Genomic DNA, 16,328 nt, shown 5'->3' on the forward strand with positions numbered 1-16,328 from the left:
GAAGCGCACTGAAACCTAGAGTCCTTCCCAACCAGGAGACACAGCGAATGAGTTCCCCGAATTCCATGACCGGCAAGGTCGCCTTCATCACCGGCGGCGGCACCGGCATCGGTGCGGCGGTGGCCGCGCAGTTCGTCGCGGCGGGCGGCCGCGTGGTGCTGATGGGGCGGCGCCTCGCGCAACTCGAAGCGGTGGCGACGAGGCTCGGCGGGCTCGCGGTGGCGGGCGACGCGGCCAGCACCGCCGACGTGCAGCGCGCCCTGGCCGCCGCGCGCGAACGCTTCGGCGGTGTCGACGTGCTGGTCGCCAACGCGGGCGGCCACGGCGTGGGCGACGCGCTGTCGACAGACGACGCCTCGTGGGCGCTGTCCACGCGCCTGAACCTCGACACCGCCTTCGTCTGCGCGCGCGAGCTGCTGCCCGAGCTCATCGCGCGGCGCGGCAACATCGTCGTGCTCTCGTCGCTCGCGGGCCACTTCGCGGGGCCGGGCGTGGTCGGCTACGTGACCATGAAGCACGCGCTCATCGGCCTCGTGCGTTCGCTGGCGCGCGACTATGGCCAACAGGGCGTGCGCGTGAACGCCGTGTGCCCCGGCTGGGTGCGCACCGAGATGGCCGACGAGCAGATGCAGGTGCTCGTCGACAAATACCGCCTGCCCGATGCCGACGCGGCCTACGCCCTCGTCACGCGCGACGTGCCGATGGGCCGCGCCGCCAGCCCCGACGACGTGGCGAATGCCGTGCTGTTCCTCGCCTCGCCGCTGGCCGCGATGGTCAGCGGCAGTTCGCTGATGGTCGATGGCGGTGCGTCCGCGGTCGACCTGCCCACCATCGCCTTCGCGCACGACGCCTGAGAAGAAGGAAGCAATCCATGAGCACCGACACCACCAAGCCCGCCGACTGGAAGACCTACGACCAGTTCGCCCTCGGCATCGCAACCAACCGCCTGCCTGTCACCGACGCACTCGCCGGCCAGACGCTGCGGCTCGCGCTGCCCGGCTTCCAGCTCACGCTGCAGCCGCGCGCGCAGCACACGCTCGACTGGCACGAAGACGGCGCACGCGGCGGCGAAGGCAAGGGCGACTGGTACGAGGCCATCGAGGTCGCGCCCGACACCTTCTTCCTCGACATCACGCAGGCCAGCCGCCCGAGCGAGGCGCTGACCGTGGTCCTCAACACGCGCACGGCCCGCGTGCTCGCGATCCGCTGCCGCATCATCGGCGCCGACGAGGCCGCGGGCCAGCCGCGCGTACCGCAGGACTTCTGGCCCGGCACGCTCGAAGGCGGCACTGCAACGGGGAGTGCACCGCACGCCACGCGCGACCTCATCGGCCTGCGTACCTGGCAGACCTACAGCCCCAACCACACCTACGAGCACACCTACCTGAGCGCCGAGCGCTATGCGTGGCAGTGCCTCGTGGGCGTGCAGCGCGGCCACGGCGACGTCGATCTCGCGAGCTACTGGAAGTTCGACGACGACCAGTACGTCTTCACCTTCCGCGAGTTCCTGATTCCGGTCGCATCGGTGTTCTTCTTCGACTTCGCGAGCGGCCGCTCGACCGGCAAGTTCCTCGGGCTCACCGGCACCGGCGCGATCGCCAACAACCCCGCCGGCGCCTTCATGCGCAAGGCCTCGCAGACCTTCTACCCGCCCGAGTTCGGGCCCGTCTGACCTCACCGTTGTCCAGGAGCTTTTGTCATGCGCACCCCTTACCAGATCGTGGCCGACCACTACGCCGCCTCCGACCGCCACGACCTCGCCGCGATGTTCGCCGACGTGGCCAACGACGTGCAGTGGACCGAGATGGCCGGCTTTCCCTGCGCCGGCACGCACGTCGGCCCCGCGCAGGTGGTCGAGAAGGTCTTCCAGGTGCTCGGCGCCGAGTGGGAGGGCTACCGCTTCGTGCTCGAGCGGCTGGTCGACGGCGGCGACACCGTGGTCGGCATCGGCGACTACCACGCGCGTCACCGCAAAACCGGCAAGCCGATGCAGGCCCGCGTCACGCATGTGTGGCAGGTGCAGGGCGGAAAGGTGCGGCGCTTCGAGCAGTTCACCGACACGCTGCTCGTCGCGCGCGCCATGCAGCCGTGACGCCTCTTTCTTTCGCACCCCTTCACGGAGCCCGCCCATGAATCTGCGCGACCTGTCGATCGAACACCTCGGCCAGGTGGGCCTGCTGGCGCAGCGCCGCCGCGGCAACCACATCGACGGCCACGAGGTCGTGCCCCGCAACGGGCAGTACCTGCCGGTGGTCGACCCGGCCACCGAGATGACCGTGGCCGAGGCGCCCGACAGCGACGCGGACGACGTGCACGCCGCCGTCGCCGGCGCGCGCCGCACCTTCGAGAGTGCCGCGTGGAAGTCGCTGCGCCCGGCCGACCGCGAGCGCATGCTGTACACGCTCTCGACGCTCATCGAGTCGCACGCCGACGAGCTCAGCGCGCTCGAAACCCTGCAAAGCGGCAAGCTGCGCGGCATCGCGCGCATGGTCGACGTGGGCGCGGGCGCGGAGTTCGTGCGCTACATGGCGGGCTGGGCCACCAAGCTCGAAGGCCAGACGCTCGACAACTCCATCGGCATCCCCGGTGCGCAGTGGGTCACGTACACGCGGCGCGAGCCGGTGGGCGTGGTCGCGGCCATCGTGCCGTGGAACTTTCCGCTCGCCATCGCGCTGTGGAAGGTGGCGCCCGCGCTCGCGGCCGGCTGCACCGTGGTGCTCAAGCCCTCGGAAGAAACACCGCTCACCGCGCTGCGGCTGGCCGAGCTGGCGCTGGAGGCGGGCTTTCCGCCGGGCGCGCTCAACGTGGTGTGCGGGCGCGGCGCCACGGCCGGCGCGGCGCTCGCGGCGCACCCGGACGTCCGCAAGATCAGCTTCACCGGTTCGACGGCGGTGGGCCGGCACATCGGCCACGCGGCCGTCGACAGCATGGCGCGCTTCACGCTGGAGCTGGGCGGCAAGTCGCCGCTCATCGTGCTCGGCGACGCCGACCCCGTGGCGGCGGCGCAGGGCGCGGCCAACGGCATCTTCTTTCACCAGGGCCAGGTGTGCACGGCAGGCTCGCGCGTGTACGTGCAGCGCAACCTGTTCGACGAGGTGGTGCGCCGGCTCGCGCAGGCGGCCGAGGGCCTGCACATCGGCTCGGGCTTCGACCCGAAGGCGCAGTTCGGGCCGCTGGTGTCCAAGCGCCACCTGGCGCGCGTGATGGCGCACATCGACGGTGCCGTGGCCGAGGGCGCCACGCTGGTCACCGGCGGGCGTCAGGCCTTCGACGGCGGCTGCTTCGTGCAGCCCACCGTGTTCGTCGATGCGCAGCCGTCGATGCGCATCGCGCGCGAGGAAGTGTTCGGCCCGGTCGCAACCGTGGTGCCCTTCGACGATGTCGATGAGGCAGTGCGCCTGGCCAACGACAGCGCCTACGGCCTGGCGGCCAGCGTCTGGTCGAACGACCTCTCGGCCGTGCACCGCATCGTGCCGCGCCTGCAGGCGGGCGTGGTCTGGGTCAACGCGCACAACGTGCTCGACAACGCGCTGCCGCTGGGTGGCGTGAAGCAGTCGGGCAGCGGGCGCGACCTCGGGCGCGCGGCGGTGGAGAGCTTCACCGAACTCAAGAGCGTGTGCATGGCGGTGTAGCCCCGCCCCGGTTTCGATCACCAAGAAAGAAGGAGACACCTCATGCAAAGCAAAAGACGAATCGCGCTGTCGGCCGTTGCCGGCGCGCTGGGCCTCGCCGGCTTCAGCGGCGCCTGGGCGCAGGCCAGCCCCGACTGCGGCCTCAACACCGGCAAGCCCGCCACGGGCGAGCCCATTCCCATCGGCGCGGTGGTCGGCAAGACCGGCCCCGACGACTTCAGCGCCTCGGGCCAGGCGGCGGCCGCGTACTTCAAGTGCGTCAACGCCAACGGCGGCATCCACGGCCGGCCGGTCGACTACCTCGTGCTCGACGACCAGTGGAACCCCGAGACGGCCGCGCAGGTGGCCTCCAAGCTCGTGAAAGACCGCAAGGTGGTCGCGCTCGTGGGCAGCACCAGCTTCGTGGAGTGCGGCGCCAACGCCAAGATGTACGCCGACGAGGGCGTGATGGTCATCGCCGGCACCGGCGTGCCGCGCGAGTGCTTCAACGCACGCAACTACGTGCCGGTGAATGCGGGGCCGCGCGTGTCGGCCACCATCGCCGCGATGTACGCCGCGCAGAAGTACAAGGCGAAGAAGATGGTCTGCATCATTCCGAACATCCCGAGCCTGGGCAACTGGGCCTGCGAGGGGCCGAAGGAATGGGGCAGGAAGAACGGCGTGACGGTCGAGACCCTCACCATCGACCCCGGCTCGGCCGACGCCACCTCGACCATGCTGCAGGCCGCCGCGAAGAAGCCCGATACCATCATCATGAACGTGCCCAAGGGCATCCTGGTGCCGATGCTGGCCGCGGCCGAGCAGCAGAACCTGGGCAAGAAGATCCACTTCGTGTCGGCCGCGCCGGCCTACAACGTCGACGTGCCCAAGGCCATCGGGCCGTACTGGAAGGGCAACTTCGACGTCAACCTCGAATTCAACCCGCTCGAATCGGCCGGGCCCGACAACAAGAACTGGCTCGCCGTGATGGACAAGCACGGTGCCAAGAGCGACCCGCGCGACACCTTCTCGCAGGCCGGCTACCTGGCCGCGCGCCTGGCCACGCAGGCGATGCTGAAGATGGACCCGAAGAAGATAGACCGCGCCAGCGTGACCGATGCGCTGCGCAAGGTGAGCGACTTCCGCAGCGACATCCTGTGCAAGCCCTTCTACGTGGGCAGCGGCAACCGCCACAACGCCAACAACAGCGGGCCCATGGCCAGCCCCGACGGCAACGGCTGGCGCTTCGCGCCCGGCGGCTGCCTCACGGCGGACGACCCGGAGCTGGTCGACATCCGTGCCGACGAGCAGAAGATGGGCCTGAAGTAAGCGCGCCGGGCCATGGAGGACTACCTGCCTTTCGTCATCTCGGGCCTGGGCCTGGGCGCGGTGTACGCGCTCTCGGGCGTGGGGCTGGTGGTGCTCTATCGCTCGTCGGGCGTGCTGAACTTCGCCTTCGGGGCCATCGGCGCGCTCGGTGCCTACGTGGCCTGGACGCTGCTCGAAGCCGACTGGCCGCAGGGCCTGGCGTGGTGCGCGGCGGTGCTCGCGGCCATGGCGCTGTCGCTGGCCTACGGGCGCCTCTTGGCGCCGCGCCTGTCGCACCGCGACCCGACCATCCGCAGCATCGCCACGCTGGGCTTCGCGCTCGTGGTGGTGGGTTTTACCGAATGGACCTGGGGCGAGCAGCCGCGCCGCCTCGTGCTGCCGACCGACGGCGGCGCGCTCGAATTCGTGCTGGGCGAGGTCGAGGTGCGGCTCACGCACACGCGTGCGCTCGGCCTGGCGCTGGCGGTGCTGATGATGGGCGGCGTCGGCCTGCTGCTGTCGAAGACGCGCGTGGGTCTGAAGATGCGCGCGCTGGCCAACGACCGCGACCTGAGCGCGTTGCTCGGCATCCGCGTGCTCGGCGTCGACACGGTGGCGTGGATATTGAGCGGCGCCTTCGCGGGTGTGTGCGGGTTGCTGCTGGCCAACATCGTGCGGCTGCAGGCCACGCTGCTGACCTTTCTGGTGATTCCGGCCTTTGCCGCCGCCATCATCGGCCGCCTGCATTCGCTGCCGGCGACCGTGGCGGGCGGCATCGCGATCGGCGTGCTGGAGGCGCTGGCGATCACGGTGCCGGGCTTCGCGGCCTTTCGCACCGCCACGCCGTTCCTCATCGCGCTGGCGATGATCGTCTTCTACCGCGCGGGGACGCGGTCGGCATGAACGCGTCGATCCTCGAAGGCGCCATGCCCGCGTCCGACGTCGCACCCGCAGCCCTGGCGCAGGCCACGCGCCGCGCCCGCCGCTCGCTCGTGCTCATGGTGGCCTGCGTGCTGCTGATCGGCTGGGCCGTGCCGTGGTTCGCGAACGCGTACTGGATCAAGACGCTCACCTCGTCGCTCGCGCTGTCGGTCGCGGCGGCCGGCGTGGCGCTGCTCTATGGCCAGCTCGGGCTGGTGTCGCTGTGCCAGTACGCGCTGCTCGGCGCGGGCGGCTGGGTCGCGCTGCGCGCGGGGCACGGGCTGGGCTGGCCCTTCGAGCTGTCGGTGCTCGCGGGTGGGTTGCTGTCGTGCGTCGTGGGCATGCTCGCGGGCCTGCCGGCGCTGCGGCTCAAGGGGCTGTACCTGGCGCTCGTCACGATGATGATGGCGGGCGGCTTCCAGGTGGTCGTCAACGTGACGGGCTTTCCCGATGGCGGCGCGGGCTGGCTGGGCCGCGTGTTCGGCAGCGAGCGGCTGATGATGCCGCGGCCCGCGCTGGCGCTGTCCGACGCCGCGTACTTCCGCTACGTCGCCGTGTGGCTGGCGGCGGTGCTGGCGCTGATCGAGCTGCACCGGCGCACGCGCGCGGGCCGCTCGTGGGCGCTGATCCGGCGTGGCGAGGCGGCGGCGGTGGCGGCCGGCGTGAACATCCTGCGCTACCAGACCTGGGCCTTCGGGCTCGCGGGCTTCTGCGCCGGCGTGGCCGGTGCGCTGCTCGCGGGCGGCGTGGGGCAGCTCGACGGGCGCGCCTTCACGGCGGGCGAATCGGTGATGCTGTTCGCGCTCACGGTGGTGGGCGGCGTGTACCACTGGGCCGGCGCGCTCATCGCGGGGCTGCTGCTGCGCGCGGTGCCGGCCTTGCTGACCGACTTCGGCGTCAACGGCTACCTCGCGATGATCTTCTTCGGCGTGGCGCTGCTGCATGCGCTCATCACCGCGCCGAGCGGCATCGCGGGGCAGCTGATGGGCGTGTTCGAGGCGGTGCGCAAGCGGTTTTCTGCATCGAAGGACAAGGACGCCGCGCCATGATCCGCATCGACGATCTCACCGTCGCCTTCGGCGGCGTCAAGGCCATCGACGCGCTCACGGCGCGGCTCGACGCGCCCGTGTGCGGCCTGATCGGGCCGAACGGCGCGGGCAAGACCACGCTGGTCAACGTGCTGAGCGGCCTCGTGTCGCCCAGCGCCGGCCGCGTGGCGGTGGACGGCACCGACCTGCTGGGCCTGAAGCCCATCGCGCGCGTGCGCTTCGGCCTGCGCCGCTCGTTCCAGACCGAGCAGGTGGTGGAAGACCTCAGCGTGTGGGACAACGTGCGCGCGCTGCTCGACCACGTGCCGCACGCGCGCGGCGAGGCCACAGCGCAGGTGGCGCGCGCGCTGTCGCACACGGGTCTGCTCGACGTGGCGACCGTCATGGGGCACCGCCTCAACCTGTTCCAGCGCCGCATGCTCGAACTCGCGAAGTCGCTGGTCGGCGCGCCCAAGCTGCTGCTGCTCGACGAGCCCGGCGCCGGCCTCACCGAGCAGGAGGCCGGCGTGCTGCGCCGCACGATCGGCGCGGTGCACACCTTCTGCGGCGCGCAGGTGCTGCTCATCGACCACGACGTCGACCTGATCGCCGCAACCTGCACGCAGACCCTGGTGCTCGACTTCGGCCGCCGCCTCGCGCTCGGCCCGACGCGCGAGGTGCTCGACGACCCGGCCGTGCGCAAGGCCTATCTGGGAACGGAGTGACCACCCCATGCTGAACGTGACCGATCTGCGCCTGCAACGCGGCGGCAAGGCCGTGCTGCACGGCATCGACCTGCAGGTGCCGCCGGGCGAGGTGACGGCGCTGCTGGGCGCCAACGGCGCGGGCAAGTCGAGCACCGTGATGGCCATCGGCGGCGTGCTGCCGCTCACGGGCGGGCGCATCGAGGTCGAGGGCCACGCGCTGCACGGGCAGCGGCCCGAGCGCGTGCGCGCGCTGGGCGTGGCGGTGGTGCCGGAAGGGCATCGCGTGCTCGGCGAGTTGTCGGTGCTCGACAACCTGCGCGCCGCCGCGACCGCGCTGCCCGCGGCCACGGTGGCCGATGCGGTCGAGCGCGTGCTCGGCGTGTTCCCCGAGCTGCGCGTGAAGCTCGCGCTGCCCGCGCGTTCGCTGTCGGGCGGACAGAAGCAGATGGTCTGCATCGCGCAGGCGCTCATCGGCAAGCCGCGCTACCTGGCCATCGACGAACTCTCGCTGGGGCTCGCACCCGCGGTGGTCAAGCGGCTGGTCGAGGTGGTGCAGCAGGTCGCGCGCGAGGGCGTGGGCGTGCTGCTGATCGAGCAGTTCACGACCGTGGCGCTGGCCGTGTCGAGCCGCGCCTATGTGCTGGAGCGCGGGCGCATGGCGTTCGCGGGCTCGTCGGAAGAACTGCGCAGCCGGCCGGAGATCCTGCACAGCAGCTATCTCGCGGCGGCCTAGGCGCGCTCCTTCTGCGCCTTCCGTGCGGTGGGCATCACGAAGGCCTGGAAGTGGTCGCGCAGCCGCGCGGTGAACTCCTCGGCGATGGCCGACGGCGCCGACTGCGGCGAGAACGCCATCGACACCTCGACGGGGCAGCGCGGCGACAGCGGCAGGATCTTCAGGTCGCGCGCGAACACCGAAGCCACGTAGGGGTTGACGATGCCGACGCCGGTGCCCTGCGCCGCCATCATGCAGATGGTGACCGAGTAGGTGGTCTCGACCGTGGCGGCGCATTCGATGCGGTGCTGCTGCAGCGTGCGCTGGAACTGCTGGTGGATCTCGTCGTCGGCATTCAGCGTGAGCAGCACCTGCTGCTTCAGGTCGCGCACGTGGATGGCGTCGCGGTGCGCCAGCGCATGCCCGGGATGCACGACGCACACCGCGCTGGCCTTGTGCAGGCTGACCGCGTCGAGCTGCGGCTCGTGGAAGGCGGCGGTGCTGAGCGCGACGTCGTACAGGCCGTAGAGCAGGCCTTCGCGCAAGGCGTGCGTGCCGACGGTCTGCAGGTTGACGTGCACCTCGGGGTGCAGCCGCGAGAAGGCATGGATCACCTGCGGCATCACACCGAGCCCGAGCGCCGGCGTGCAGCCTACGCGCAGCGAGCCCGCGCCCGACTTGCGCAGCACCGCCACGCTCTGCTCGATGCGGTCCAGGCCCAGGAAGTGGCGCTGCACCGTGTCGAACAGCTGGCGTGCCTCGTGCGTGGGACGCAGCCGGCCCTTGTGGATGTCGAACAGCTTGAGCCCGGTGGCATGCTGGATCTGCGAGAGCAGGCGGCTCACGGAGGGCTGCGTGGTGTGCAGCAGGGCCGCCGCGGCGGTGGTGGTGCCGGTCTGCATCACGGCGCGGAAGGCCTCGATCTGGCGGAAGTTCAACGGGCGCGACATGCGGGGGCTCCTGGGGCTGCACGGTGCAAGGCAGAAAGCATGGCATATCTTTTCTGCATAGCCTGTGAATGAAAATGAATTTTTCAGAATGATGCTGCGTTCCTAGACTGCGCCCTATCCACCCCCTCCATCGCGCCGTCGCGGCGCACAGCAAGGAAGACGCATGACACAGCAATGGCCCCGCAGGGCCGCCGGCCTTGGCCTTCTCGCACTGGCCCTGGGCGTCGCTTCGATGTCGCAGGCATCGCAGCCACAGGCCTACCCCGACCGGATGATCCGGCTCGTGGTGCCCTTCACCGCCGGCGGCAGCTCCGACGTGCAGGCCCGCATGCTGGCCGACCGGCTGGGCAAGCTGTACAAGCAGTCCGTGGTGGTCGACAACAAGCCCGGCGCCGGCGGGCACATCGGCGGCAAGTTCGTGGCCGATGCACCGGCCGACGGCTACACGCTGCTGCTCGGCTCCATCGGGCTGCACGCGACCTACGGCGTGTTCAAGAAGCTGAGCTACGACCCCGCGACCGACCTGAAGGTGGTCACGGTGCTGGCCGAAATGCCGCACGTCGTGGTCGCCAACCCCGCGCTGCCCGCCAACGACCTGAAGCAGCTGGTGGCGCTGGCGCGCAAGCAGCCGGACACCATCAACTTCGGCTCGGCCGGCGTGGGCTCGTCGGTGCACATGATCGGCGAGCTGTTCAAGCTCACGGCCAACGCACCGATCGTGCACGTGCCCTACAAGGGCAGCACGGCCGCGCTGAACGACCTGCTGGCGGGGCAGATCCAGCTGATGTTCGAGAACCCGCCGACCACGCTGGCCCACATTCGCGGCGGCAAGCTCAAGGCGCTGGCCGTGACCGGCAAGGCCCGCCTGCCGGCACTGCCCGAAGTGCCGACCGCGATCGAGTCCGGCTTCCCGGCTTTCGAGGCCACCTCGTGGACCACGGTGGCGGTCAGCGCCAAGGTGCCCGACGCCATTGCCGACAAGCTCAATGCCGACATCCGAAAGATCGTCGCCGCGCCGGAGTTCCGCCAGGGCCTGTCGGAGCAGGGCATGACGCCGGTGGCCAACACGCGCGACGCCGCGACGCGCTTCATCGCTGCCGAGAAGCTGCGCTGGGACAAGGTGATCCAGCAAGGCCGCATCGCCGCGGAGTGAGCCCATGTCGTTGAACCCACTTCTTGAGCAACCCCGCCTCGCGCCCGTGCCCTGCCGCCGCGTGGGCGATGGCGCGCAGCACCATTTCTTCGGCTACTACAACAAGAGCGCCTGGGACCGCAGCGGGCGCTACCTGCTGGCGCAGCAGGTGCCCTGGATGGACGCCGAACTCACGCCGACGGCGGCAGCACGCATCGGCTACTTCGACCTCCAGGACAACGACCGCTTCCACGCGGTGGGCGACACCACCGCATGGAACTGGCAGATGGGCAGCCAGCTGCAGTGGCTCGACGGCGCACCGGGCCGCCAGCTGGTCTACAACAGCCGCACCGGCGATGCCGATGCGTTCTACCCCGGCTTCGGCGCCACCGTGCTCGACGTCGACACCGGCGCGAAGCGCCTGCTGCCCTTGCCGATCTACGTGGTGGCGCCCGACAGCCGCTGGGCCTTGAGCGTGGACTACCGGCGCCTGTACATCACGCACCGCACCATCGGCTACAGCGAGGCCGGCGGGCCGTTCGAGCTGCCGCTGGCACCGGCCGACGATGGCATCCACGCGACCGACTTGGCCACGGGCACGGCGCGGCTGCTGCTGAGCTACGAGGACCTGCGCCGGTTTCATCCGCGCGCGTCGATGGATAAGGCGATCCACTGGGTGAGCCACATCGAGGTCAACCCGTCGTCGTCGCGCGTGCTGTTCCTGCACCGCTGGACCGAGCGCGTCGAGGACGAGACCTGCTTCCTGCATCGCCTGCTCACGATGAACCCCGACGGCTCCGACCTGCGCCTGCTGGAGTGCTCCGACCACCCGCTGCCGCAGCTGGCGGACGACTTCGACCCGACGGCCGTGGGCACCTTCGACTACGAGAAGTCCGAGTACCAGATCTCGCACCCGCTGTGGCAGGACGACGAACACATCATCGTGTGGGGTCCGCACGCCGGAAAGATCCACTACCACCTGTACCACGACCGGGTGGGCGGGGAGGTCCGCGTGATCGGCGACGGCGTGCTGGTGGAAAACGGCCACATGACCTTCTCGCCGGTGAACACGCGCTGGCTGCTGAGCGACACCTATCCCGACGCCCGCACGCACGAGCGCGTGCTGTTCCTGTTCGACATGGCCACCGGCCGTCGCCACGACCTGGGCAGCTTCTACGCCACGCCGGCGCTGAGCAAGGAGAACCGGTGCGACCTGCACCCACGCTGGCGCCGCGACGGACGGCAGGTGTGCATCGACTCCGTGCACGAATCGCAGCGGCAGATGTACATCGTCGACGTGTCGGGGATCGTGGGCGCCTAGTGCGTCAGCGCTGGCGACGCCGCCTGCTGCGCCTCGCGCCGCTGGAACTCGCGCGGCGACACGCCGTACTGCGCCTTGAACACGCGGCAGAAATGCGCGCTGCTGTTGAAGCCCCAGGCGAAGGCGATCTCGGACACCGAGGCGCGGCCGCCCGCGGCCTGGCGCAGCGCCTCGCTGCAGCGCTCCAGGCGCATCTGCCAGATGAAGCGGTCGAGCGTCTGGTCTTCGTCCTCGAACACGCGGTGCAGGTAGCGCTTGGAGCAGCGCAGCTGCTGCGCGATGAGGTCGAGCGACAGGGCCGGGTCGGCCAGGTGCGCGTGCACGAACTGCTTCACGCGCGCCTTCAGCACGCCGGGCAGCGGCTGCGCGCCGAACTGTTCGTCGGCGTGCGTGGCGAGCGTGGAGGCCAGCAGGCCCAGCACGGTGTCGCTGACCGAGCGGCCGACGGCGTTGGGCAGCGACGGCAGCTGGTCGGCCAGCGAGGTGAGGAACGAACCGAGCACCGCGTACAGCCCCTGCATGGCCGGCGTGTGGGCCTCGCAGGTGTGCAGGTCGGGCATCTTCATGCCCTTGAACTGCTGGCGCGGGATCGTGATGGCCAGCAGGCGCGAGCGCTCGGGGTTGGTGATGGCGTAGGGCACGCGCGGGTCGTACAGGCTCCAGTCGCCCGGGTGCAGGTGGAACTCGCGGTCGCGCTGCGAGATGTGGCCGTGGCCTTCCAGCTGCAGCACCAGCTTGTAGTGCTCGTCGAGCGCGATCTCGCGGTGCGTGTCGGGCCGCGCCACGCGGTGCGAGGGCGCCTCGATCATGAACATGCCCAGCGGCCCGAGCTCGTAGGCGTCCATGCGCGCGTCGAACGGGCCGGGGTCGAGGCACTGCACGCGCAGCGCGCCGAAGTACGACTCGTTGATGCGGCCCCAGCAGGCCTGCCGGTCGGCCGGGTGTTCGAGCCGGGTGCTGAAGTGGTGTGCGTTCATGCCGTGGTTCCCAGGGGGCGCCGGAAGCGCTGGTGCAGGATAGGCAGGTCGGCGCGCGCCATCATCGGTACTTCCACCCGGGGCGGGGGGGGCGGTGCGCTCCCGGTCAACGGCCGGTGCGCGCTGGGTCAATGCCCGCGGTTCACACCTCCTCAGACGACGGGCACACGGCCCGCGTCGGCCGGGTCGACATTGCGGCGGTACAGCGCGAGCGTCGCGATCAGCCCGCAGGCCGCGGCGGCCGTCATCCACAGGCCGGGCGCGCCCTTGTCGCCGGTCATTTCGATCAGGCCCGTGGCAATCGCCGGCGTGAAGCCGCCGAACAGGGCCGTGGCGAGGCTGTAGGCCAGCGAGAAGCCGGCGGTGCGCACGCTGACCGGCATCACCTCGGTGAGCGCCACCACCATCGCGCCGTTGTAGCTGGCGTACAGGAACGACAGCCACAGCTCCACCTCGAGCATGCGCGCGAAGCTCGGCGCGCCGACCAGCCACTTGAGCGACGGGTAGGCCGTGAGGATGGTCAGCACGGTGAACAGCACGAGCAGCGGCTTGCGCCCCACGCGGTCCGACAGCGAACCCATGACCGGCAGCCAGAAGAAGTTGGAAATGGCCACGCACAGCGTGACGATGAGCGCGTCGGTGGTGCTCAGGTGCAGCACGGCCTTGCCGAAGGTGGGCGTGTAGACGGTGATCAGGTAGAACGACACGGTGGTCATCGACACCAGCATCATCCCGGCGACCACGAGGCCCCAGTTGGCCACCATCGAGCGGAAGATCTCGCGCGCGTCGGGGCGGTGCTTGCGCGCCATGAACTCCTCGGTCTCCTGCAGCGAGCGGCGGATGATGAACAGCGCCGGCACGATCAGGCAGCCGACGAAGAAGGGAATGCGCCAGTAGAAGTCGCCGATCTCCTGCGGCGTGAAGGTCACGTTGAGCCAGTAGCCGAGCGCGGCGGCGACGACGATCGCCACCTGCTGGCTGGCCGACTGCCAGCTCACGTAGAAGCCCTTGCGCCCCGGCGTGGCCATTTCCGACAGGTACACCGACACGCCGCCCAGCTCCACGCCGGCCGAGAAGCCCTGCAGCAGCCGTCCGACCAGCACCAGCAGCGGCGCGATGACGCCGATGGTCGCGTAGCTGGGCACGCAGGCGATGAGCAGCGTGCCGACGGCCATCAGCGCGAGCGTGACGATCAGCCCCTGGCGGCGGCCCACGCGGTCGACGTACGCACCGAGAAAGATCGCGCCCAGCGGCCGCATCAGGAAGCCCGCGCCGAAGGTCATGAAGGTCAGCATCAGCGACGCGAACTCGTTGCCCGCGGGGAAGAAGGCCTTCGAGATCTGCGTGGCGTAGAAGCCGAACAGGAAGAAGTCGAACATTTCCATGAAGTTGCCGCCGGTCACGCGCAGGACGGTGGCGAATTTCGAGGAGGAATGCGCGTTGGCAGGCGCGGAAGTCATGGTGTGTGTCCCCTGGGGCGGTGTTGTGGGCCCAAGGGTAGGTCGGGGTTCCCGACCGGGACCTGACGGGGGGAGTCAGGTAGCTGTCAATGCAGCGCGCCGCGCAGTGGGCGGCGCGTGCACACGCATCAACTCTTGTACTTGATCGAACACCCGTACGGCCGCGTGCTCGCCATCGACACCGGTTTTCCGCCGGTCACCTCGCCCAGCGCCTGGTTCACGTAGTTGGTGGCGGTCTTGATGTCGTCCACGCGCGCCGAGGCGATGCTGTCGATGCCGCCGGCATACACCAGCGTGCCCTTGGGGTCGATGATGAAGATGTGGGGCGTGGTGCGCGCGCCGTAGACTTGGCCGATCACGCCGTCTTCGTCCATCAGCACGGCGGTCGGCGCGGCTTTTTGCGACTTCATCCAGGCGTCGAGTGCGTCGGCCTTCAGGTAGTCGCTGGCGGCGCGCTCGGTGGAGTTGATCGCGAGCCAGACCACGCCCTTGTCGGTGGCCGCCTTCTGCGTGGCCGGCATGTTGCCGCTGCCGTAGTGCTTGCGCACGAAGGGGCAGCCGGGGTTGGTCCATTCGAGCACCACGAACTTGCCCGCGAAGTCGGACAGCTTGTGCTTGGCGCCGGTGGTGTCGACGGCCACGAAGTCGGGTGCCTGCTGGCCCACGGCGGGCGCGGCGAAGGCGTTGGTGCCCATGAGGAAGGTGGCACCCAGCGCGACGGCGGCGGCCACGACGGCGCGGCGGGAAGCACGGCTGAGGGCGGCGCGCGCCTGGCGCGCGGCGCGAAGGGAGCGTGAGTCGACAGTGGGCGAGAGCGTCATGGCCAGCTTGAACTCCAAAAAACAAAATTCCAAACAACAACTGCAGCTTAGAACGGTTTCTTCAAGTGCGTGTGACAACCCATGACAGCGGCGTTGTCATCTCGTTTCAATTCACCGCATCGGCGCTCAAAGCGCTGCCAACGCGGCGCGCACCTCGTCTTTGCTGAGGATTTCGGTCAGCACGACGGGCGCCTTGCCCGGCGCCTGCAGCACGTACACGGGCACGCCGCTGCGGCCCAGCGCGGTGAGTGCGGCGGTGATGGCGGGGTCGCGGCGGGTCCAGTCGGCGCGCAGCATGGCGACCTGCTTCGTGTCGAAGTCGGCGAGCACCTCGGCGTCGGCCAGCGTGCTTTTCTTGTTGTACTGGCAGGTCACGCACCAGGCGGCGGTGAAGTCGATGAACACGGGCCGGCCCGCGGCCGCCATGTCGCTCACGCGCTGGGCCGACCACGGCTGCCAGCGTTCGCCGTCGTTCGGCGCTGAAGCCAGCTTGGCCGTCGGCTCGGGCACCTGCACGATGTTGCGGCCGATGGTGCCGGCCAGCACGGCGGTGAAGGCGATCATCAGGGTGGCGATGACGACGCGCGTGCGTCCGGTCAGCGTGAGCGCCCAGACCACGGCGGCCAGGCACACCAGCAACGCGAGCAGGGTGCCCGCGCCGTCGATGCCGCTTTGCTGGCCCAGCACCCAGACCAGCCAGGCCACGGTCGCGAACATCGGGAAGGCCAGCAGGCGGCGCAGCGTGTGCATCCACGGGCCCGGCTTGGGCAGCAGGCGCGCCACGGCCGGCACGAAGCCCGCCACCAGGTAGGGCAGCGCCAGGCCGAGGCCCAGCGCGGCGAACAGCAGCAGCGCCTGGGCCGCCGGCAGGCCGATGGCAAAGCCGAGCGAGGCGCCCATGAACGGTGCGGTGCAGGGCGAGGCGATCACCACGGCGAGCACGCCGGAAAGGAAGTCGTTGGCCAGCGGATGCTTGGCCTGCGCGCTGCACACCGACTGCGGCGCGGCGCGGCCGAACTCGAACACGCCGGCCAGGTTCAGGCCGAGCAGGGTGAAGAGCGCCGCCAGCGCCGCCACCACGCCGGGCGACTGCAGCTGGAAGCCCCAGCCGAGCTGCGCGCCGGCCGCGCGCAGCGCCAGCATGGCGCCGCCCAGCGCGAGGAACGACAGCATCACGCCGCCCGTGTAGGCCAGCCCGGCCTTGCGGTGCGCGCTGGCGTTGCCGGCCTGCCGCGCGAAGCCCAGCACCTTGATCGCGAGGATCGGGAACACGCAGGGCATGAGGTTGAGCAGCAGGCCGCCGAGCAGCGCGCCGAGCAGGGCGACCATGAAGGTGCCGGCGGGCTGGGCCTGCGCAGCGGCAGCAGGGGCCGCCGCCTG

Annotated in this window: 16 protein-coding genes; 11 read left to right on the forward strand and 5 right to left on the reverse strand. The window is 70.2% G+C overall.

From position 1 onward, the window contains the following. Positions 1–47 precede the first annotated feature (47 nt). The 9 genes from VBO01S_RS16045 to VBO01S_RS16085 are packed head-to-tail and all read left to right on the forward strand — an operon-like array spanning position 48 to position 8,308. The gene (locus VBO01S_RS16045) at positions 48–854 is read left to right on the forward strand and encodes an SDR family NAD(P)-dependent oxidoreductase (RefSeq protein WP_062476213.1); all 807 of its coding nucleotides are present in this window, start codon (positions 48–50) and stop codon (positions 852–854) included. Positions 855–871: 17 nt separating this feature from the next. Continuing rightward, positions 872–1,672, forward strand: coding sequence for a MoaF C-terminal domain-containing protein (locus VBO01S_RS16050; RefSeq protein ID WP_062476216.1), 801 nt, complete (start codon positions 872–874; stop codon positions 1,670–1,672). Positions 1,673–1,699: 27 nt separating this feature from the next. Next, a complete protein-coding gene (locus tag VBO01S_RS16055) occupies positions 1,700–2,092 on the forward strand; it encodes a nuclear transport factor 2 family protein (RefSeq protein ID WP_062476218.1) in 393 nt (130 codons plus the stop codon). 37 nt (positions 2,093–2,129) lie between these two features. Further along, the gene (locus VBO01S_RS16060; protein ID WP_062476221.1) at positions 2,130–3,632 is read left to right on the forward strand and encodes an aldehyde dehydrogenase family protein; all 1,503 of its coding nucleotides are present in this window, start codon (positions 2,130–2,132) and stop codon (positions 3,630–3,632) included. A 42-nt stretch (positions 3,633–3,674) separates the two neighbouring features. Next, positions 3,675–4,940: an ABC transporter substrate-binding protein gene (locus VBO01S_RS16065; RefSeq protein WP_062476229.1), complete on the forward strand. Its 1,266-nt coding sequence runs from the start codon at positions 3,675–3,677 to the stop codon at positions 4,938–4,940. 12 nt (positions 4,941–4,952) lie between these two features. Continuing rightward, entirely contained in the window at positions 4,953–5,822 is an 870-nt protein-coding gene (locus VBO01S_RS16070) for a branched-chain amino acid ABC transporter permease (protein ID WP_062476232.1), read from the forward strand. Next, positions 5,819–6,889: a branched-chain amino acid ABC transporter permease gene (locus tag VBO01S_RS16075; protein WP_082818163.1), complete on the forward strand. Its 1,071-nt coding sequence runs from the start codon at positions 5,819–5,821 to the stop codon at positions 6,887–6,889. The genes VBO01S_RS16070 and VBO01S_RS16075 overlap by 4 nt, the downstream gene beginning before the upstream one ends. After that, positions 6,886–7,593 (forward strand): ABC transporter ATP-binding protein, encoded by a 708-nt coding sequence (locus VBO01S_RS16080; RefSeq protein WP_062476234.1) that lies wholly within the window; start codon positions 6,886–6,888, stop codon positions 7,591–7,593. The genes VBO01S_RS16075 and VBO01S_RS16080 overlap by 4 nt, the downstream gene beginning before the upstream one ends. A gap of 7 nt (positions 7,594–7,600) precedes the next feature. Continuing rightward, positions 7,601–8,308: an ABC transporter ATP-binding protein gene (locus VBO01S_RS16085; protein WP_062476237.1), complete on the forward strand. Its 708-nt coding sequence runs from the start codon at positions 7,601–7,603 to the stop codon at positions 8,306–8,308. Here VBO01S_RS16085 and VBO01S_RS16090 read toward each other — a convergent pair. Then, a complete protein-coding gene (locus VBO01S_RS16090; RefSeq protein ID WP_062476240.1) occupies positions 8,305–9,237 on the reverse strand; it encodes a LysR substrate-binding domain-containing protein in 933 nt (310 codons plus the stop codon). The two genes, VBO01S_RS16085 and VBO01S_RS16090, sit on opposite strands and share 4 nt — an antisense overlap. A gap of 163 nt (positions 9,238–9,400) precedes the next feature. Between VBO01S_RS16090 and VBO01S_RS16095 the strand changes: the two genes are divergently transcribed. Together VBO01S_RS16095 and VBO01S_RS16100 are read left to right on the forward strand one after the other, a co-directional pair. Continuing rightward, the gene (locus VBO01S_RS16095) at positions 9,401–10,390 is read left to right on the forward strand and encodes a tripartite tricarboxylate transporter substrate binding protein (RefSeq protein ID WP_062476243.1); all 990 of its coding nucleotides are present in this window, start codon (positions 9,401–9,403) and stop codon (positions 10,388–10,390) included. A 4-nt stretch (positions 10,391–10,394) separates the two neighbouring features. Next, positions 10,395–11,690: a hypothetical protein gene (locus VBO01S_RS16100; protein WP_062476246.1), complete on the forward strand. Its 1,296-nt coding sequence runs from the start codon at positions 10,395–10,397 to the stop codon at positions 11,688–11,690. Here VBO01S_RS16100 and VBO01S_RS16105 read toward each other — a convergent pair. The 4 genes from VBO01S_RS16105 to VBO01S_RS16120 form a co-directional block, all read right to left on the reverse strand. After that, entirely contained in the window at positions 11,687–12,667 is a 981-nt protein-coding gene (locus tag VBO01S_RS16105; RefSeq protein ID WP_062476249.1) for an AraC-like ligand-binding domain-containing protein, read from the reverse strand. The genes VBO01S_RS16100 and VBO01S_RS16105 overlap by 4 nt on opposite strands. A 152-nt stretch (positions 12,668–12,819) precedes the next feature. Then, complete coding sequence (locus tag VBO01S_RS16110) at positions 12,820–14,127, reverse strand: MFS transporter (protein WP_062476252.1); 1,308 nt, start codon at positions 14,125–14,127, stop codon at positions 12,820–12,822. 128 nt (positions 14,128–14,255) lie between these two features. Continuing rightward, positions 14,256–14,948, reverse strand: a complete 693-nt coding sequence (locus VBO01S_RS16115; RefSeq protein ID WP_174250269.1) for a redoxin domain-containing protein — start codon at positions 14,946–14,948, stop codon at positions 14,256–14,258. Positions 14,949–15,074: 126 nt separating this feature from the next. Next, positions 15,075–16,328 (reverse strand): protein-disulfide reductase DsbD family protein (locus VBO01S_RS16120; RefSeq protein WP_174543669.1); only part of this gene is annotated, 1,254 nt, incomplete at its 5' end.

The organism is Variovorax boronicumulans NBRC 103145 (genome assembly GCF_001591345.1).
Lineage (GTDB): Bacteria > Pseudomonadota > Gammaproteobacteria > Burkholderiales > Burkholderiaceae_C > Variovorax > Variovorax boronicumulans.